The following is an 18,092-nucleotide window of genomic DNA, read 5'->3' on the forward strand; positions in this document are numbered from 1 at the left end:
CCGCGGGTTTTGCGGTTGGAGGTTTCGCCCTAGCAGCGGTCACCGCGGAATGTCCCACAAAGGCGCAGTCCCCCAACCAACTCCCCCTGCACGCCCCCCCGACTCGTGAAACACGACTTTGCTCTGATTAGATAATTACAGTAGAATATTCACAAAGGGGTTGTTGATGTGGCAGGCGTATTTATTACATTTGAAGGACCCGACGGCGCGGGCAAAGACAGCGTTTTGCGCCGGGTGGTCCCGGAACTAACCGCGCACTTGCGGGTGCCGGTACTAGAAACCCGCGAGCCGGGTGGGGCACGGATCTCTGAACATATCCGCGAACTAATTTTGGATCCGGCCAATACCGAAATGGATCCGCGCACCGAGGCCATCCTCTACGCGGCGTCCCGCCGGCAACACCTGGTCGAAGTGATTCGACCAGCTTTGGCGGCAGGCAAAGTCGTCGTTTGTGATCGCTTTGTGGACAGCTCCATTGCCTATCAGGGCGCGGGACGCGGTATCGGTGAGGATGCCGTTGGTGCCCTCAACAACTTTGCCACCGAGGGGTTGACCCCGGCGCTGACCGTTTACCTCGACGTGCCGGCCAGCGTGGGCCTGGCGCGGATTAATGCGCATCGCCGGGATACGCAGTTTGACCGGTTGGACCAAGAAAAGGAAGATTTTCATGACCGTGTGCGTGCTGCCTACTTGAGGTTGGCAGCGGACCACCGCGACCGCATCGTGACCGTGGACGCCACCCAGACACTCGATCAGGTGTGTGCAGATACGCTCGCTGTGTTGCGGACGCACTTGGCAGCTTACTGGCAGGAGTAACTAACTACGGGGGGAAAACTATGAAGCTAATTTTGGCAATCGTGCAGGACAAAGATGCAACTAACCTGAGCTCGGCCTTTGTGGATGCTAACGTGCGGGCCACTAAGCTCAGCACTACTGGCGGCTTTCTCAAAGCGGGTAACACTACCTTTATCATTGGGATTGAGGACGAACGGGTGGATGAGGTACTCGACATCATCAAGGAGAACGGCCAGACCCGGGAACAGTTTATGACTCCACCGATTATGAACGTCGACACGGCCGAGGCCGGCCAGTCGTACCCTATTGAGGTGCAGGTCGGTGGCGCCACCGTCTTTGTCATGCCGGTCGAGTCCTTCCACCAGTTCTAATGGTAATGGCGGAGATTAACCAGTTACAACCAGGGCTGGTACAGCAATTTCAGAACGTGATCCAGCATGACCGGCTTTCGCAGGCCTACGTTTTTGTGGGCCCACGGGGAAGCGGGCCGAGCGCGTTGGCAACGTGGCTGGCACAACGCCTATTTTGCACCAACCTGCAGGACGGCCAGCCGTGTGGTGAATGTGACGAGTGCCGACGCGTGCTGACTGGTAACCACACCGACGTACTGACCATTAGTCCTGAGGGTACAGCCATCAAAGCCGACGCGGTCCGCGGACTGAAGGAAGAAATGAGTAAGTCGGGGATGGAGGGCAACCGGCGCGTTTTCATTATTGAAGATGCAGACCGGATGACGACGGCAGCTGCGAATAGCCTCCTCAAGTTCTTTGAGGAGCCGTATCCGGGCATGCTCATTATTCTGACGACGACGAACAAAAACGGTTTGTTACCGACGGTGCTGTCACGAGCGCAAGTCATCCAGTTTCCCGCTCCGCGCCGTGGGGACATTGAAGACCAGTTGGTTGCTGCTAACGTTGCGCCCAGCTTGGCCAACGTGGTCGCCCGCTTAACGGCGTCGGTGGACGGCGGGGTGGAGTTGGCCCAAGATGAGGACTTCGCCAAGCGGGTGCACGTGATGCTACAATTGGTTGACCGCTTGGCAGCGGGGGATGAACTCGCCTTTCCGTTGATTCAAACCGACGTGGTCAAAGCCTGCCCGGATCGTGCAACGCAACGGCAGTTCGTCCAGTTGCTGGCTTTGGCCTATTCCGAAGCCATTAACCGTTGTTATGGTGCGGCCCCGGCTGTGTTCAAGCAGGATGAGGGTGTTGCACACCTGGCGCAACGGGCAGGTACGCACGTTGCGAATGGCCTGCAGCTGGTGTTGGCGGCGGGTACACAGATTGAAAGTAACGTGAATTTTCAGGCCAACATGGAACAATTGGTACTATTAATTTTACGGGGGTAAGTCAGCGATGGCGGATCGGGATGTATTTGAAGAGTTTCAGCAGGCGGCGGACACCGCCAGTGCTTTAGCGCAAAAGCTGGAAAACTTGCGTGAAGATTTTACTGCGGTTCTGGAACAAAATGCAGAGCTGAAAATTGAAAATGAACATCTCCGTGACCGATTACAGGAATTAATCGAGCCAGATGGCACCCCCAAGGGCAAGCCGTCTCAGGGCGGACTGTCAAAATCGAAGGCTAACCTGGAAAAAATTTACAACGAGGGTTATCACGTTTGCTCATTCCAGTACGGCTCACGTCGAGTTGACGGGGAACCGTGCGCGTTTTGCTCCGCAGTGATATACGCGGACGCGGATGGCGAGCGCAGTGGTAATTGATGTAACTTTGATTGTGGGGTTGTGGCGTTCATGTGGAGTGTCGGGGCAGATATCTGTCCCGGCGTCCTGGGTCACGACCCCATTTTGGTGAAAGGACAAAGCGATGCAGGTACAGAAAAGTTTCGCGGAACACCAGGAGGGGACGCTATACTTGGTGCCCACGCCAATCGGTAATTTGGACGATATGACGGTCCGGGCAATCGATACGTTGCGGTCGGTGGACCTGATTGCAGCCGAGGATACGCGGCATACCGGCCAATTGTTAAGCCACTTTGGTATTGATACTCGCCAGATCAGCTTCCACGAACATAATACGCAGCAGCGGATCCCTGAACTGCTGGACAAGTTGCGGGCGGGCGCTAATATTGCGCAGGTAAGTGACGCGGGGATGCCGTCAATCAGCGACCCTGGCACGGAGCTGGTGGCGGCTGCGACCGCCGCAGGCATTGCCGTGGTGCCGCTGCCAGGACCGAACGCCGGCCTCACTGCGCTCATCGCGTCGGGATTGGCGCCGCAGCCGTTCACTTTTTACGGCTTTTTGCCCCGCAAAGCGACGGAGCAAGCCGCGACTTTGGCTAGCTGGGTGCACCATCCTGCCACGATGATTTTCTACGAGGCCCCGCATCGACTGGCCAAAACTTTGGCGACGATGGCCGACGTTTTTGGTGGGGATCGACGCGCAGTGGTCGCGCGAGAGTTAACCAAGAAGTTTGAGGAGTTCAGTCGCGGTACGCTGGCGGAACTACAGGCGGTGGCCGCTAATCCCCGCGGGGAGTACGTCATTATGGTGGCTCCCGGGGATGGCGTGCAGTCCGGGGCCACGGATGACGCGCCCACGGGTACCGTGATTGAGCAAGTCCAAGCCATCATTGATGGTGGGGCGGCCCCCAACGCGGCCATCAAGCAGGTGGCGAAGCGGCTGGGCATCCCCCGGCAGGACGTGTATAACGAATTTCATGGTATTGAGTAGACAAGGAGGCATTGTGTGCGTTATTCGGAAGACTACCAGGTACCATTTTTCATGGGTACGACAACGGGCGATATTAGCGTGGCGGATACCGTCAACATCATGATGTTGGTGTCGGAACACCAGTTGGACGAATTGAATATCGGGGTGGCCGGACTGGCGGAGTATGGTGCTGGTTGGGTCATTACCCAAAACCAGATGGAGATTAACCGTCTGCCGCGAGTGGACGAACGGTTACACGTTTGGACCGAGGCCACGTCCTATAACCGGCTGTTGTGCTACCGAACCTACGGCATTGACGATCTGGATGGCAACAACATTGCGCTCATTCACAGCACCTGGGTGATGTTTGACCTGCAAAAACGGAAAATCATGCCCATCATTGATGCCATTGCGGCGCCGACGGGAGCGGTGAAGAGTGCCAAAGTCGAACGGTTACCGCGCGTGACGAAGATGGGCGCTGCCGATGGTGCCCGGGATTACCGGGTACGCTACTTTGACATAGACTTCAACGGTCACGTCAACAACGTCCACTACTTTGACTGGCTTTGCGATAGCCTGGGGAACGACTGGTTACAGAAAAATCGTCCGGTCAGCGTGAACATTAAGTACGAGCAGGAGGTCGGACCCGACGACACCACCACGGCGGCGTTCCAGCACGTCCAGGATACTGGCACCACGACGACTTTGCACCGCATCACCACCGGCGACGTGGTCAACGCGATTGCAGAAATATCCTGGACCCCCTTGCAGAAATAAAGGTAGCCGTGGTACGCTTAACAGGTAAGTTATTGGCTTACAAAAAATAAGGAGTAGGTATGCACGCGTTAAGTGCCGGTGGAACGGAATGTGAACACCGGACGAAGCTCCCGCCATGCGGGGCGCGGTGTGTGTACCGCATTCGTCTTAGATTAGGCTACGTCACACCCATTCCGTACCGTGACGGTGTGCGACGGTTGATTGATTGTTGCGTGGGTACTAGTAGTAGTGCACACAGCGTGGCCTGCCCTTTGGCGTCTCCCCAAGGAGATGGCTACAATGCAAATATTGAGTTTACGTTCGCCGCGTTTGAACACGCGGTCGATGGCGTTCCTGGCGCTACTAATGGCGTTGGAATTGGTGCTCGCCCGATTTTCGGTGGGGACTGACTTCCTCAAGATTAGCCCGGCGTTCATCGCAACGGCCCTCATGGGTTATTATTTTGGCCCGTGGTGGGCAGCAGCGGCTGCGGCTATTTTGGACCAGGTCGGGTTTGTCCTGTTTGGTAGCGGGGCCGATTTTCTCGGTTACACGCTATCGGCAGCGGTCGCGGCCGCAATCTACGGGATGTTTTTCCACGAACACAGTGCCAGTGTGTGGCGGGTGGCGGTAGCGACTTTGCTGGTTATCGCACTGGTGAACGTGGTGTTAGGCACCTGGTGGTTGGTTATGATGGGCTTTGATCTCAAAGTAATCCTCTGGCCGCGGGTGATTAAAAACCTCATAGAATTGCCAATCCAGGCGATTCTCATTTACGGGGTACTCAAAGGGGTGACGGCGGTACGGCCATCACTCGCATGATGAACGAATTTAAAGCCTGAGTGGTGCACGTGTTGGTGCCGCGTTCAGGTAATGAGGGAGCCGGTAATGGCTCTTTTTTATTTTGGCGAGGATAATGTGCTGTCGCGCGGCATTGCGCGGGTCACTAGTGACCAATAAACAGTATGATTGTGGTAAACTAGGTGCAAATATCTTTTTGTAAAGGGGGGAAATGTGCAATGAAAATACTTGCTATCGATACTTCCAATAAGGCCATGAGCGTTGCCGTTACCGATAACGGTGAGGTGTTGGGCGAGACCACTTTGAACCACGCCCGCTCGCATAGTGGGCAGTTACTGCCGGTAATTGAACAGTTAATGAGTCAAAGTGGCGTTGAGCCTACCGCACTGGACCGCGTGGTTGTTGCGGCCGGGCCGGGTAGTTACACTGGCCTGCGTATTGGCGTAACGACGGCCAAGACTTTGGCGTACACCCTCAATATCCAGTTGGTCGGTGTCTCTAGTCTAGCGGTGCTGGCGGCTAACGTACGTGACACGCACGCGTTGGTGTTGCCGCTGATGGACGCACGCCGTCAGAACGTCTTTGCGGGCGGGTATCAGTGGGTTGATGGGCGCCTCCGTAACGTGATTCAGGACCGGCACATCGCGCTCACCACGTTGGTGGATGAAGTCCAGGCGTTGCGTCAGCCGGCCGTTTTTGTCGGTGCGGATGCCACAATGCGGGAAAACATCCTGGCACGGCTAGGTCACGGGGCGCGCTTCGCTGACGATGTGGCGGCGTTACCGCGTGGTAGTCGACTGGCCCAGTTGGGAACGGAATTGCCGCCAATCGACATTGACAGCTTTGTGCCCCGGTACTTGCGGGTCACGGAGGCTGAACGCAATTGGCTGCAGACGCATGACAATCAAGGGTCTGATCATTATGTGGAAAAGGTTTAGGGTGTGGATTGACCAGCTAAATACGGCGGAACTCGCCTTTAGTGCGCGCACGGTGACGGTGGCCACGGAGCAAATTATTTTGCGCCAAATGACTGCCGCTGATATTGGTGCGGCCTTAGACATTGAGCGCGACGTGTATGGTGACACACCGTGGGACCGATTCGTCTTTCTATCGGAGTTACAAAAGGTGCGGTCGCGGTTATACGTGGTCGCGGTGAACATGGCCGGCCGCGTGGTGGGCTTTGTGGGCACATCGTTCCGCGGTGCGGAAGCCCACATTACGAACTTAGCGGTGGCTTCTGATTATCAGCATCACGGGTTGGGGAAAACCTTGCTGGAAGCGATGATTGGGGTTGCGCGAGCCCATAATGACACCCGCATGACGTTAGAAGTGCGGACCGACAATACCAATGCGCAACAGTTGTACCGTAGTCTTGGATTTCGCGACGGGCACATTAAGCGTAATTACTACGCCTCCACGCATCAGGACGCCCTGGATATGCGCTTGGAGTTGAGCCCTGCGCGTGCAGAGATGGAGAATGGCAAAGCATGAGTGAACACGAATTAATTTTATCGTTTGAATCCAGTTGTGACGAAACCTCCGTGGCGGTCATTGAAGATGGCCACGTAATTTTGAGTAACATTATCGCCACCCAGATTAACAGCCACAAGCGGTTTGGTGGCGTGGTGCCGGAGGTTGCGAGTCGCCACCACGTGGAGCAGATTACCATGATCATTGACGACGCCCTCCGTACGGCCCACGTGAACTACGACGACTTGGACGCCGTGGCGGTAACGTACGGACCGGGGCTGGTGGGCTCCCTCCTTGTGGGTGTGACGGCGGCAAAGACGATTGCGTACGCACACCACTTGCCGCTGATTCCGGTGAACCATATGGCGGGGCACATTTACGCGGCGGCGTTTGTGACGACTTTGCAGTACCCATTTTTGGCGTTGATGGTTTCGGGCGGGCACACGGAGATTGTGTACGTGGACGCGCCGGGGCACTTCAACGTCATTGGCGAGACGCGGGATGACGCGGCGGGTGAGGCTTACGACAAAGTGGGCCGGATTCTCGGGATTAATTATCCCGCTGGTAAGGAGATGGACACGCTGGCGCACCAGGGTCAGGACACGTTCAACTTCCCGCGGGCGATGATGCACGAAGATAACTTGGACTTTAGCTTTAGCGGGTTAAAGTCGGCGTTCATAAACACGGTGCACCATGCGGACCAGGTCGGCGACAAGTTAGACCGGGCAGATTTAGCGGCTAGTTTTCAGGCAGCCGTGGTGGACGTGTTAATTGACAAGACGATGCGGGCGTTAGAGACGCACCCGGTGAAGCAGTTGATTGTGGCCGGGGGCGTGGCGGCCAACCAGGGTTTGCGCGAGGCGTTGAACGCCCAGATGGCGGTACGTTTTCCGGAAGTGGAGATGGTATTTCCACCTTTACGGTTATGCGGTGACAACGGTGCGATGGTCGGGGCGGCGGCGCATATTGAATGGGCCAAGGGCGTGACGGCGGGACCGGATTTGAATGCGGTGCCGGGACTGGATTTTGAGAGAGCGGAGCAGGCCGTTTAGAAGACAGAACATAAGGCACTCCAACCGAAAGGCCCGGTTTTGGCCTTTTGGTTGGAGTGCCTTATGTGGCGTCTTCTGGCCTGCGCAGCTCGTTTTAAAATTGAGTCAAAACGCGGGAACGGTGTGGCGTTTACCGCCTATGTAATGGAGCCCGCACTTGGATTTTTGTTCGGAGCTGCTTATACGTCGGTTTCTGCGGGGCGCAGCTTGTTTCAAAATTGAGCCATAACGCGAAGACAGGGTGGCGTTTACCACCCAAAATCCCGTTAGATCGACTACAATTCATCCCCACAGTAACTTATTGTTCTCCAAAACAAAACATTCCTATTCGCCCTAATGGCCCCTGCATCCCAATGCAAACGTGCCGTCAGGGCTTTTTCTTGCCCGCAAGCCAGGAGGACGCCGGCTTGCAATCGCTCCCCGGAACACTAATAATCAGATAGTAAGCGGCGCGTACCACGGGACGCCGAATAGTACACAACTAACTGTTCAGGAATGCACGAAGAAGGAGACTCACTATGGCGGATTATGATTATGATTACGATGTTGTGATTATCGGTGCGGGGCCTGGTGGCTTAGCGGCTGCGTACGGCTTGGCATCGTCCCAGCACGTGTTGGTGGTGGAAAATAATTTGTGGGGTGGAACCTGTCCCAACTTTGGTTGCGACCCGAAGAAGATGCTGTACGGTGTAGTCGAAGCTCAACGCCAGGTACGGAACTATCAGGATAGCGGTTTGACCGGGCACCCCAGCGTTAACTGGGCCGACATGATGGCCTTCAAGCGTAGCTATACAGACGGGGTTCCCGGCGGCACCGAGCAGGGGTTGGCGGGTGCAAATATTGATCACATCCACGGTACGGCGACATTCCGTGATGCCCACACGTTGGCGGTTGGCGACCGGGTGGTGACTACTGACAAAGTGGTGGTTGCAACCGGCGCACACGCAAACATCCCCGACATACCGGGGAAGGAGCTACTATCGACGAGTACCGATTTCCTCGCCTTGCCGGACCGGCCACAGAGCATTGGATTCATTGGCGCGGGCTACGTGGCGGTTGAACTGGCTAACATCGCAGCCGAGGCTGGCGTGGCCGTGCACGTTTTTCAGCACAACCGGCGGCTACTGCGTGCCTTTCCGGAAGAATACTCTGATCGCGTCGCTGAACAGTTGCGTGCCAAAGGGGTGCAGTGGCATTGGGACACCGAGATTGCTAGTGTTCGCTCTGGTGCAGACGGTGGCGTAGTGGCGGTGACTGCGCACGGCGAGGAAGTAGCTTTGGATTACCTGGTGGCCGCAGCTGGTCGAGGGGCCAACATTGAAAAACTCAACCTAGAGGCCGCGGGCGTGGAGTACAGCCGGGGTGGCATTCAGGTGAATGAGCATCTCCAAAGCAGTGCAGCCAACGTCTTCGTGATTGGTGATGCTGTGGCTAAGCGAATTCCGAAGTTGACGCCGACTGCTAGCTTTGAGGGGCGGTACGTTACGGGCGCGATCAATGGGGACGCGGCTCCCATCAACTACCCGGTGGTGCCGCACACGGTCTTTGCCGGACCCGAGTTGGCGCAGGTAGGCGTGTCGTTGGATGAGGCTCAGGCGCATCCAGATACGTATGAGGTGCTGACCCAGGACGTGGGCAGTTGGTATACTTACCACCGGATTCGTGATGACAATGCGCGCGTGACGACTATTACGGAGCGGGCCAGCGGGCAGTTGGTGGGGGCAATTGCTTTGGCGACGAATGCCGAGGAATTGATTAACTACTGCACCGGTATCATTACGCAGGGGTTGCCGGCGAGCGCGTTGCAGCAGTGGATTCCGGTATACCCGAGTGTGGCTAGTGATTTGGGGTACTTCTACAACTAGTCTATCTAACAGATTGTGCAATTAGTGTGGATGTAGCAACGTGACCAAATACTAAATCACGGACTTTTAATTTGAAATAAACGTTGGTCAGCAAAGATGCTGCCCAACGTTTTTGTTTTTCACGGTAAATATCCTGAACAATACCATTTCACTCAAAGTATTCCAAAATTGTTTGTGATGCGGGTATGCTAACCAATTATCGGGAACCCGCGGGTGGGGTTTGGGGTGGAGGTGTCGTGCCCGGAGACGTGGTTGCTGCGACCCCAGAGCGCTGTTCGAGCGAAGCGAGTTACAGCGGCAGATAATTGAGATTGAGTGTACTTCTCAAACTCAATTATCCGCGGGAGGACGGAACGTCCAGAGCGTGCGGGTGTAGCAATCACGGCGTAGGGAACGTAAGCCGTAGCCCCAAACCCCAGCCGCGAGTTCATAACCACCAGGATAGCGCCTTATCGGATAGAGTCATTTTGTTATCTCCACGAACAAATTTATTGCTAAATTAATGTACATATCCCCATATTGATGGGTTGGACGCGCTTGCACCAACATTCACCGTCTGGTACGGTTTGTTTTAGATTGCGAATGGAGGACGACTAAAATGAAGATCGTTCACGAAATCGTGCAAACGGCGCCGCACCTGCCGTTTAAGTACTACCTGCACGATGAGTCTACGCGGGTTGAGGTTGCACCGCACTGGCATCAGGGTGTTGAGGTCAACATGCTGATTGAGGGCATGCCGTTGAAGTTTGTGACCGACGGGGTGACCCATGAATACGTGCCTGGAGATGTTTGGGTGGTCAACTCCCGCGCTGTACACAGCGCGAGTGGGTTTGATAACGGCGGATGGCGTGAATTTGGGTTCATCGTTGACGCGGACTTCATGGCCGAAAACTATCCGGACCTCCCCAGCGTGGAGTTGCGCCTGCACGGTGCGGTTGCGGCGGCATCATACCGGAAATTGTTGCGACACATGCAGTCGATGATGGAACTGGTGGACGCGACGGCTGATCCGGCGATACGGTTGGTGGTATTAGGCCACTTCTTTGCCATCCTGGGCATTTTGTTCAGTGATTATAAGCACGGCAAAGTCGCGGTGGCTGTGAATGATAACGCGGGGCTGGTGGATACCATGATGGGTGCCATCATGCAGCGGTACGCGGAACCCATTACGGGTCGGTCGCTGGCGGAGGAATTTCACGTTTCCCTGACAACCGTCAATAATCAATTTAACGATGCCATTCAGATGCCCATTAGCCGCTATATTCGGTTGGTACGGTTGCTCAATGCCCGGAAGATGTTGTTGGGGACTGACCAGCCAGTGAACTACGTGGCGTCTGCGTGCGGATTCAGTGGTGATAAGACGTTGACGCGTAACTTTAAGCAGTGGAAAGGTGTGACGCCGTCCGTTTACCGAGCCCGGTACGCCCGTTTCCACGAAAAGGACACCAATCGCTGTTAAAAATGTCCCCCATTGTTACCGCTACCATGTTAAATTGTATATACAATTTAACGGAGGTGGCCAATGATAAAACTAATTGCAATTGATGTCGACGATACGCTACTTAATCCTGAGGGTAAGCTCACCAACACTACGGCCGCAGCGTTGCGGGAAGCCGCTATGCGTGGAGCGCACATTGTTTTGTGCACTGGGCGGCCGCTGGTAGGTGTGCGGGATTTTTTGGCGGCCATTAATATCGATGGTCCTGAGGAGTATGCCATCACGTACAATGGTGCGGTGGTCCAGAATTTGGCCGGCAGGGTCCTGGTTAGTCACACACTGACGCGGTCAGACTACATCGATTTGGCGGCGTTCGCGGATAACCACAACGTGCACTACAATGCTCTGGACTTATCGGGACGGGTGTTCACTGGCAATACTGACGTTGGGGCCATTACGGTGGTGCAAGCGTGGGAAAACCATGCCGGACTCTCGGTGGTCAATCCGCAGGCGCTCCCGGCGGCCATTGTGATTCCCAAGTTTCTGTTTGTTGACCCTGCGCCGCAGTTGGACACCATTGTTCAGCCGTTTGCCGACCACTTTGGGGACCGGTTTGCGACGGTGCGGTCCACGCCGGTATTCTTTGAGGCGATGCAACCCAGGGTGGACAAGGGCACAGCGCTGCAATCGTTGTGTGCGACTTTGGGCTACGGTGCTGAGGAAGTTTTGGCGATTGGCGACGAGCTGAACGACCTGCCAATGTTTGATTTCGCCGGGACCGCGGTGGCGATGGGTAACGCGCGTGATCAGGTTGTGGCGGCGGCTGATTGGGTCACTGCGGATAATGCGCATGACGGGGTCGCCGTGGCTGTTCGTAAATATATGGGGGATTAATAATGAAACAGCCAAAGTTAGTGGCAGTGGATATGGACGGTACATTTTTAAACGACGCGATGGATTATGACCGCGAACACTTTGCACGGTTGCACCAGCGGATGCAGGAACAGGGTATCCGCTTCGTGGTTGCCAGCGGGAACCAGTACTACCAACTACGCTCATTCTTTACGGATTATCCCGACACCATTTACGTGGCCGAAAACGGCGCGTACATCCGGGACGAGCATCGGGAGTATGCCATCAACCGGTATGCTAGCTCGACTGCGGCCACAATCATTGCGCGGTTGGCGACGGTGCCGGACATTCACGTCGTAGTTTGCGGCGTCAAGAGCGCCTACGTGTTGGCGGACGAACGGCCGGAGTGGATCGCCGATGTGCGGCGGTATTACTACCAGCTGGAGTTAGTGGACAGCTTTGATGATTTGGATGACGAGCTGATTAAGTTTGCCATCAGCTGTCCGCCAGATGAGACCGACGCATTGGTCCACCGCTTTGAACAACTGATGGACGGCCTGGCCGTACCCGCTTCGAGTGGTCACGGGGATATCGACCTCATCCAACCAGGTGTGCACAAAGCCGCTGGGTTGCAGCAGCTGGGCCAGGTGCTAAACGTTGATTTGGCGGATATGTGCGCCTTTGGAGATGGTGGCAACGACCTGGAGATGATCCGTGAGGTGGGTTTGGGTGTCGCCATGGCCAATGCTAGTGATGCGGTCAAAGCCGTTGCGGACGCCGAGACCGCCGATAACAACACCCAGGGGGTATTAACGTTTCTCGACCAGCTATTAGGTTAGCGGCAAGCATAAAAAGAAGGTAGTGCGAACGTACCCGCGGTTTGGCGGTCGTTCACACTACCTTCTTTGGTGTTATTCGTTATCTTCGAGGGCCATCCCCGCAGCTTCCCATTCGGCTTCGGCGTCGGCCAGTTGTGCATCCAACGCGTCGACGTCCTTTTGCATGTCCTGTAGCTTGATGGCGGCAGTCGCATTCTCCGGTAGGGCCATGGCGTCGAGGATGGTTTGCTTCTGGGCCTCCAATTCCTCAATGGCTTTTTCGGCGGCATCCACGCGGCGTTGCAACTTCCGCTGGGCCTTTTGGTCGGCTTTGGCCGCGGCATAGTCCGCCGCACCCTGGCTGTTCGTCGTCTGCTTCTGCGCCGTACTCGTACCAAAGACACCCAGGTGGTCTGCCCCGTCCGTGGGTTCGTCTTCGTTTTGCTTTTCCTGGTAGTAGTCCCAGTTACCCAGAATGGTTTCGCTACCCGCTGGACTAAGCACCACCAGCCGGTCCGCTAAGTCATTGATGAAGTAACGGTCGTGGCTGACGAAGAGGACGGTGCCATCGAAGCTTTCTAGGGCTTGTTCGAGCACTTCCTTACTGTTGATATCGAGGTGGTTAGTCGGTTCGTCCAGGATAAGGAAGTTATCGTGGTCCATGGCTAGCTTGGTCATGAGCAGTCGGGCTCGTTGCCCCCCGGAAAGCGAAGCCACCGTTTTGTCCACGTCGCCCGCACCCAAGAGGAAGGCGGCCAGTGCGGAACGGATGTCCTTTTCAGGGGTGGTCGGGTGTTCCTGCCAGACTTCTTCCAGCACAGTATTTTTGGGGTTCAGTGACGCTTGATCTTGGTCGTAGTACCCGGGCTGGACGTTGGCGCCCAGTACGGCGTCGCCCTTCAGGAAGGGGATGCGCCCCAGCACACTTTTAAGCAAAGTCGATTTGCCCACACCGTTGGGGCCGACAATGCCAATCCGTTCGCCCTTGTTGACCGTGAAGTCGATGGGACCCGCCATGGGATCGTCAGGCGCATACCCAATCGTGGCGTTCTGGACTTTGAGCACTTCATTACCACTGGATTTATCAGCGGTGAAGTGGAAGTGGGCGGATTGCTCACCAGTTGGGCGTTCCAGGCGGTCCATCTTTTCCAGCTGCTTACGCCGACTCTGCGCCTGCTTGGTTGAGCTGGCCCGGACGATGTTCTTGTCCACAAATTCTTGCAGTTTTGCAATTTCTTCCTGTTGCTTGTTGTAAGCCTTCCACGCCTGGTCCAGGTTGGCCGCCCGCTGCTGCCGATACTGTGTGTAGTTACCGGTATAGTGCGTGGCGCCGCGGGGAGCCAGCTCGTACACCTCGTTAATGGTATGGTCGAGGAAGTACTGGTCGTGGCTGACGATCAGGATGGCGCCGTTATAGCCGCGCAGGTAGCCTTCCAACCAGCCGAGCGTGTCGATGTCGAGGTGGTTCGTCGGTTCGTCGAGAATAATGAGGTCGTGCCGTGAGAGCAACATTTTGGCTAGCGCGAGTCGGCTGCGCTCACCACCGGATAGGGTGCTGATCTGGTCGTGGTAGCGTTCGGGAGCAAAGTTGAACCCGGACAGCACGTTGCGAATCTCCGCCTCGTAACCGTAACCGTTTTGTTCGCGGAAGTCGTTACTGAGCTGATCGTACTGTTTGAGGGTAGCGGCGTATGCTTCGGGATCGTCCGCAGTGGCCGGATCAGCAATTTGTTCTTCGAGTGTGTGGAGTTGACGTTCCATGGCCCTGAGGGTGGCAAAGCCGTTGAGCATCTCGGCGTAAATTTCTTTGCCCGAGTCAAGTCCTGAGTTTTGCGCCAGGTAGCCGACGCTTAAGTTTTTGCGGCTGGTCACTGCGCCGTAATCCGGTTCGGTGATGCCCGCGAGAATCTCGAGTAGGGTGGTTTTGCCAATACCGTTCGGCCCGACGAGACCAATCCGGCTATTGTCCTGAATTTGTAAGTTAACGTTTGTGAAGAGGTCGATGCCATCAAAACTGCGGCCGACACTCTGTGCCTGTAATAAAATCAATGTGTTTAACCTCATCGGGTGCGACTGAGACAGCCGTACCGTTATCGTGGTGCAAAATAATTACTTCCAATATAGCATATTCGGCCTCCTTGCCCCTACGATTACCGGGGAAATATTTCTTTGCGGTGAGTAGACCGTAACGTGATAAACCAAACAAGACGGAAACAGCGTGGTGGTACATATTTTAACGTGGTCATCATTAGATAAGATGTAGCAGATTGGACGTGTAGTTAAGCGGGGGACTATTGGGTGACAGAAATAACGGACAACAATTGCACAATCTCAATGAAAACGCTTGAATTATGCTGTTAAACCGGTTAACATGATAATGAAAAACTATGTATAGGGGGTTGAGGCATGGCTGTAGGCAAAATACCACACGCGACCGCGAAACGGTTGCCGATTTATTACCGTTACTTGAATATTCTGGCTGATGAGGGCGTTGAGCATATTTCCTCCCGTGATTTTGCGGTACGGATAAATATCGATGCGACCACCATCCGCCGGGACTTTGCGTACTTTGGGCAGCTGGGAACGCGCGGCTTTGGCTACAACGTGCACAGCTTACTCCGGTTCTTCCGTAAGGCTTTGTACCAGGATCACCTCACGCACGTGGCGTTAATCGGGGTGGGCAACCTGGGGCGTGCCTTGCTCAACTATAACTTCCAACAGACCAACAATATTCGCATCAGCGCCGCCTTTGATACCGACCCTAAAATTACGGGGACCATTCAGACGGGGGTGCCGGTGTACTCAATGGCGGATTTGGAGCAGCAGATTAAGGACCAGCAGATTAAGATTGCCATCCTGGCTACGCCGGTGACCGCCGCGCAGGACATTACGGATGCGCTCGTGGAGGCGGGAGTTGAAGGCATAATGAACTTCTCGACCACGCGGGTGAACGTACCCGCAAGCGTGGATGTCAAGTATATTGACTTGGCCAACGAATTACAGTCACTAATTTTCTTCGTCGCGAATCGGGACGAACGATTTGAATAATGTCGTTGTACGCGTCGCGCTGGCGGCGTTTTTGTTTACCCTAATTCAGGGTTAGAAAAAATTAGCACTCCCTGTTGCATTTTGCTAACAACATGGTATAGTAAGAATTGTGTTAGCACTTAAAACAAACGAGTGCTAAAAATCAATCAAAAAATTCTTGGAGGGATTATCTTGCTGAAACCATTAGGAGATCGTGTTGTCGTTCAGGTCGAGGAAGAAAAGGAACAAACCGTTGGCGGTATTGTTCTTGCTAACAACGCGAAGGAAAAGCCAACGACTGGTAAGGTAATTGCTGTTGGTGCCGGTGCCACGACACCAGAAGGCAAGCGGCTACCAATGTCCGTCAAGGAAGGCGACGTCATCATGTATGACAAGTATGCCGGTTCCCAAGTGAAGTTTGATGGCGAAGATTACCTGATTCTCCACGACAAGGACATCATGGCAATCGTTGAAGACTAAGTCGTAACGAACTAATTTACTGAGGTGAATAATAGACATGGCTAAAGACATTAAGTTTTCTGAAGACGCACGGGCAGCAATGCTGCGTGGTGTGGACAAGTTGGCAAACACCGTTAAGACCACCATTGGTCCTAAGGGTCGTAACGTTGTTTTGGACAAGGAATACGGCGCACCAGAAATCACTAATGATGGTGTGACGATTGCTAAGTCCATTGAGTTGGAAGACCGTTACGAAAACATGGGTGCCAAGCTAGTAGCAGAAGTAGCTTCCAAGACTAACGACATTGCCGGTGATGGTACGACTACCGCCACGGTTTTGGCTCAGGCCATCATCCGTGAAGGTATGAAGAACGTGACTGCTGGTGCTAACCCAGTGGGTATCCGCAAGGGTATCGAGTTGGCCACTGAGGCCGCTGTTGATGCTTTACACAAGAACTCCCACAAGGTTTCCAACCAGGAAGAAGTTGCACAGGTTGGTGCCGTTTCCTCCGCTAGTGAAGAAGTTGGTAAGTTGATCGCCGAGGCCATGGAGGAGGTTGGCCACGACGGTGTTATTACCATTGAGGAAGGCAAAGGTATCAAGACGGAGCTATCCGTTGTTGAGGGGATGCAGTTCGACCGCGGCTACCTGTCCCAGTACATGGTTACTGACAACGACAAGATGGAAGCCGACTTGGACAACCCGTACATCCTGATTACCGACAAGAAGATTAGCAACATCCAGGACATTTTGCCATTGCTGCAGCAGATTGTGCAGCAGGGTAAGTCCCTCCTGATCATTGCTGATGACGTTGATGGTGAGGCTTTGCCAACCCTGGTATTGAACAAGATTCGTGGTACGTTCAACGTGGTTGCCGTTAAGGCCCCTGGCTTCGGTGACCGTCGTAAGGCGCAGCTGGAAGACATCGCCGTTCTGACTGGTGCCCAGGTGATCAGCTCAGACATCGGTATGGAACTGAAGGACACGACCTTGGAACAGTTGGGCCAGGCTGGCAAGATTACCGTTACCAAGGATGACACCACGATTGTTGAAGGCGCTGGTACTAAGGACGCCATCGACGAACGTGTCGCTACCATCAAGTCCCAGATTGAGGACACGACCAGCGACTTTGACCGTGAAAAGTTGCAGGAACGTCTGGCTAAGTTAGCTGGTGGTGTTGCCGTCGTTAACGTCGGTGCTGCTACTGAAACTGAGTTGAAGGAACGTAAGTACCGGATTGAAGACGCCCTGAACGCAACCCGTGCTGCGGTTGAAGAAGGCTACGTGGCCGGTGGTGGTACTGCTTTGGCTAACGCCATTCCAGCAGTTGCTGCGTTGAAGGAAAGTGGCGACGTGCAGACTGGTATCAACATTGTGCAGCGTGCCCTTGAGGAACCAGTTCGTCAGATTGCTGAAAACGCTGGTCTAGACGGTTCCGTGATTGTTGAGCACCTGAAGAGCCAGGAAGTTGGTGTTGGTTACAACGCTGCTAGTGGTGAATGGGAAGACCTCGCCAAGAGTGGGATTATCGACCCAACCAAGGTTACGCGTTCCGCACTACAGAACGCCGCTTCCGTTGCAGCCCTGATGCTGACAACTGAAGCCGTAGTTGCTGACATTCCGGACAAGAATGGCAACAACAACCCTGCAGCCGGTGCTGGTGCCCCCGGCGCGGGCATGGGCGGCATGATGTAATCACCGCTCCCCTAGATTAAGCAAAGCCGACCCGCAACTGTGGATCGGCTTTTTGCATGCAGTGGTGCCGGCAGCGTAGGCCGGACCGGTGAGCTGCGGCTTCCGTGGGGCGCTCCGCGGTAACCGCAGCTGGAGTGGGCACGAACACGCGGGCGGACTTTGGGACTGCGGCCTACGTGTCCTGCGCCGTGGATTGATACGGTAGTGGCTGGCGGCAGCGTTTGTCGGACCGGTGAATTGCGGCTTACGTGGGGTGCTCCATGGTAATCCACTGATAGGGCGAAACCTCCAACTCACCAAACCCGGGTGAGTTTCCGGTGCGATTTCGAGCCCATCCGGAGGACCACCGGCTGGTCTCGAAACTCGTCGCGCAGTACGTCGCCTGCGGCTCCT

General features: G+C 55.0%; 18 protein-coding genes and 1 riboswitch. Of the genes, 17 read left to right on the plus strand and 1 reads right to left on the minus strand.

Features of this window, described 5'->3' with window-relative positions:
• Positions 1-168 precede the first annotated feature (168 nt).
• The 14 genes from tmk to LPA02S_RS06360 all read left to right on the plus strand — a co-directional run bounded on the left by tmk (position 169) and on the right by LPA02S_RS06360 (position 12,538).
• Complete coding sequence (gene tmk / locus LPA02S_RS06295; protein ID WP_054651310.1) at positions 169-816, plus strand: dTMP kinase; 648 nt, start codon at positions 169-171, stop codon at positions 814-816.
• Between the two features lie 20 nt (positions 817-836).
• The gene (darA, locus tag LPA02S_RS06300) at positions 837-1,166 is read left to right on the plus strand and encodes a cyclic di-AMP receptor DarA (RefSeq protein WP_054651312.1); all 330 of its coding nucleotides are present in this window, start codon (positions 837-839) and stop codon (positions 1,164-1,166) included.
• Positions 1,167-1,171: 5 nt separating this feature from the next.
• Complete coding sequence (gene holB, locus LPA02S_RS06305; protein ID WP_162256029.1) at positions 1,172-2,143, plus strand: DNA polymerase III subunit delta'; 972 nt, start codon at positions 1,172-1,174, stop codon at positions 2,141-2,143.
• 7 nt (positions 2,144-2,150) lie between these two features.
• Positions 2,151-2,516 (plus strand): DNA replication initiation control protein YabA, encoded by a 366-nt coding sequence (locus LPA02S_RS06310; RefSeq protein WP_082607828.1) that lies wholly within the window; start codon positions 2,151-2,153, stop codon positions 2,514-2,516.
• 103 nt (positions 2,517-2,619) lie between these two features.
• Entirely contained in the window at positions 2,620-3,486 is an 867-nt protein-coding gene (gene rsmI / locus LPA02S_RS06315) for a 16S rRNA (cytidine(1402)-2'-O)-methyltransferase (protein ID WP_056956339.1), read from the plus strand.
• A 15-nt stretch (positions 3,487-3,501) separates the two neighbouring features.
• Positions 3,502-4,242, plus strand: coding sequence for an acyl-[acyl-carrier-protein] thioesterase (locus tag LPA02S_RS06320; RefSeq protein WP_054651322.1), 741 nt, complete (start codon positions 3,502-3,504; stop codon positions 4,240-4,242).
• Between the two features lie 47 nt (positions 4,243-4,289).
• Positions 4,290-4,392, plus strand: a riboswitch (THF riboswitch).
• Between the two features lie 129 nt (positions 4,393-4,521).
• Complete coding sequence (locus LPA02S_RS06325) at positions 4,522-5,043, plus strand: folate family ECF transporter S component (protein ID WP_054651323.1); 522 nt, start codon at positions 4,522-4,524, stop codon at positions 5,041-5,043.
• Between the two features lie 197 nt (positions 5,044-5,240).
• The gene (gene tsaB, locus LPA02S_RS06330) at positions 5,241-5,960 is read left to right on the plus strand and encodes a tRNA (adenosine(37)-N6)-threonylcarbamoyltransferase complex dimerization subunit type 1 TsaB (protein ID WP_054651325.1); all 720 of its coding nucleotides are present in this window, start codon (positions 5,241-5,243) and stop codon (positions 5,958-5,960) included.
• Positions 5,944-6,513 carry a ribosomal protein S18-alanine N-acetyltransferase gene (gene rimI, locus LPA02S_RS06335; RefSeq protein ID WP_054651338.1) on the plus strand — a complete coding sequence of 190 codons (570 nt, stop codon included), beginning with the start codon at positions 5,944-5,946 and terminating at the stop codon, positions 6,511-6,513. The genes tsaB and rimI overlap by 17 nt, the downstream gene beginning before the upstream one ends.
• Complete coding sequence (tsaD, locus tag LPA02S_RS06340; RefSeq protein ID WP_056956338.1) at positions 6,510-7,544, plus strand: tRNA (adenosine(37)-N6)-threonylcarbamoyltransferase complex transferase subunit TsaD; 1,035 nt, start codon at positions 6,510-6,512, stop codon at positions 7,542-7,544. The genes rimI and tsaD overlap by 4 nt, the downstream gene beginning before the upstream one ends.
• A 518-nt stretch (positions 7,545-8,062) precedes the next feature.
• Complete coding sequence (locus LPA02S_RS06345; protein WP_056956337.1) at positions 8,063-9,409, plus strand: dihydrolipoyl dehydrogenase family protein; 1,347 nt, start codon at positions 8,063-8,065, stop codon at positions 9,407-9,409.
• Between the two features lie 598 nt (positions 9,410-10,007).
• Positions 10,008-10,868 (plus strand): helix-turn-helix domain-containing protein, encoded by an 861-nt coding sequence (locus LPA02S_RS06350; protein WP_054651327.1) that lies wholly within the window; start codon positions 10,008-10,010, stop codon positions 10,866-10,868.
• A gap of 63 nt (positions 10,869-10,931) precedes the next feature.
• On the plus strand, positions 10,932-11,741 hold the full coding sequence (locus tag LPA02S_RS06355; protein ID WP_056956336.1) for a Cof-type HAD-IIB family hydrolase: 810 nt from the start codon (positions 10,932-10,934) through the stop codon (positions 11,739-11,741).
• A gap of 2 nt (positions 11,742-11,743) precedes the next feature.
• Complete coding sequence (locus tag LPA02S_RS06360) at positions 11,744-12,538, plus strand: Cof-type HAD-IIB family hydrolase (protein ID WP_054651331.1); 795 nt, start codon at positions 11,744-11,746, stop codon at positions 12,536-12,538.
• A 72-nt stretch (positions 12,539-12,610) separates the two neighbouring features.
• Here the strand turns inward: LPA02S_RS06360 and LPA02S_RS06365 are convergent, their stop codons facing one another.
• Positions 12,611-14,566: an ABC-F family ATP-binding cassette domain-containing protein gene (locus LPA02S_RS06365; protein ID WP_056956335.1), complete on the minus strand. Its 1,956-nt coding sequence runs from the start codon at positions 14,564-14,566 to the stop codon at positions 12,611-12,613.
• 357 nt (positions 14,567-14,923) lie between these two features.
• Between LPA02S_RS06365 and LPA02S_RS06370 the strand changes: the two genes are divergently transcribed.
• The 3 genes from LPA02S_RS06370 to groL all read left to right on the plus strand — a co-directional run bounded on the left by LPA02S_RS06370 (position 14,924) and on the right by groL (position 17,699).
• Positions 14,924-15,565 carry a redox-sensing transcriptional repressor Rex gene (locus LPA02S_RS06370; protein ID WP_054651333.1) on the plus strand — a complete coding sequence of 214 codons (642 nt, stop codon included), beginning with the start codon at positions 14,924-14,926 and terminating at the stop codon, positions 15,563-15,565.
• A 171-nt stretch (positions 15,566-15,736) separates the two neighbouring features.
• Positions 15,737-16,024 carry a co-chaperone GroES gene (gene groES, locus LPA02S_RS06375; RefSeq protein ID WP_054651334.1) on the plus strand — a complete coding sequence of 96 codons (288 nt, stop codon included), beginning with the start codon at positions 15,737-15,739 and terminating at the stop codon, positions 16,022-16,024.
• A 37-nt stretch (positions 16,025-16,061) separates the two neighbouring features.
• The gene (gene groL / locus LPA02S_RS06380) at positions 16,062-17,699 is read left to right on the plus strand and encodes a chaperonin GroEL (protein WP_054651336.1); all 1,638 of its coding nucleotides are present in this window, start codon (positions 16,062-16,064) and stop codon (positions 17,697-17,699) included.
• Positions 17,700-18,092: the final 393 nt, after the last annotated feature.

The sequence above is a fragment of the Lacticaseibacillus pantheris DSM 15945 = JCM 12539 = NBRC 106106 genome, from assembly GCF_001591865.1.
GTDB classification, from domain to species: Bacteria; Bacillota; Bacilli; order Lactobacillales; family Lactobacillaceae; genus Lacticaseibacillus; species Lacticaseibacillus pantheris.

What these genes read in the sequence shown, in the direction of transcription:
- darA (WP_054651312.1), top strand. Translation starts at nt 837, where the DNA reads ATGAAGCTAATTTTGGCAATCGTGCAGGACAAAGATGCAACTAACCTG.
- holB (WP_162256029.1), top strand. Translation starts at nt 1,172, where the DNA reads ATGGCGGAGATTAACCAGTTACAACCAGGGCTGGTACAGCAATTTCAG.
- LPA02S_RS06310 (WP_082607828.1), top strand. Translation starts at nt 2,151, where the DNA reads ATGGCGGATCGGGATGTATTTGAAGAGTTTCAGCAGGCGGCGGACACC.
- rsmI (WP_056956339.1), top strand. Translation starts at nt 2,620, where the DNA reads ATGCAGGTACAGAAAAGTTTCGCGGAACACCAGGAGGGGACGCTATAC.
- LPA02S_RS06325 (WP_054651323.1), top strand. Translation starts at nt 4,522, where the DNA reads ATGCAAATATTGAGTTTACGTTCGCCGCGTTTGAACACGCGGTCGATG.
- tsaB (WP_054651325.1), top strand. Translation starts at nt 5,241, where the DNA reads ATGAAAATACTTGCTATCGATACTTCCAATAAGGCCATGAGCGTTGCC.
- rimI (WP_054651338.1), top strand. Translation starts at nt 5,944, where the DNA reads ATGTGGAAAAGGTTTAGGGTGTGGATTGACCAGCTAAATACGGCGGAA.
- tsaD (WP_056956338.1), top strand. Translation starts at nt 6,510, where the DNA reads ATGAGTGAACACGAATTAATTTTATCGTTTGAATCCAGTTGTGACGAA.
- LPA02S_RS06345 (WP_056956337.1), top strand. Translation starts at nt 8,063, where the DNA reads ATGGCGGATTATGATTATGATTACGATGTTGTGATTATCGGTGCGGGG.
- LPA02S_RS06350 (WP_054651327.1), top strand. Translation starts at nt 10,008, where the DNA reads ATGAAGATCGTTCACGAAATCGTGCAAACGGCGCCGCACCTGCCGTTT.
- LPA02S_RS06355 (WP_056956336.1), top strand. Translation starts at nt 10,932, where the DNA reads ATGATAAAACTAATTGCAATTGATGTCGACGATACGCTACTTAATCCT.
- LPA02S_RS06360 (WP_054651331.1), top strand. Translation starts at nt 11,744, where the DNA reads ATGAAACAGCCAAAGTTAGTGGCAGTGGATATGGACGGTACATTTTTA.
- LPA02S_RS06370 (WP_054651333.1), top strand. Translation starts at nt 14,924, where the DNA reads ATGGCTGTAGGCAAAATACCACACGCGACCGCGAAACGGTTGCCGATT.
- groL (WP_054651336.1), top strand. Translation starts at nt 16,062, where the DNA reads ATGGCTAAAGACATTAAGTTTTCTGAAGACGCACGGGCAGCAATGCTG.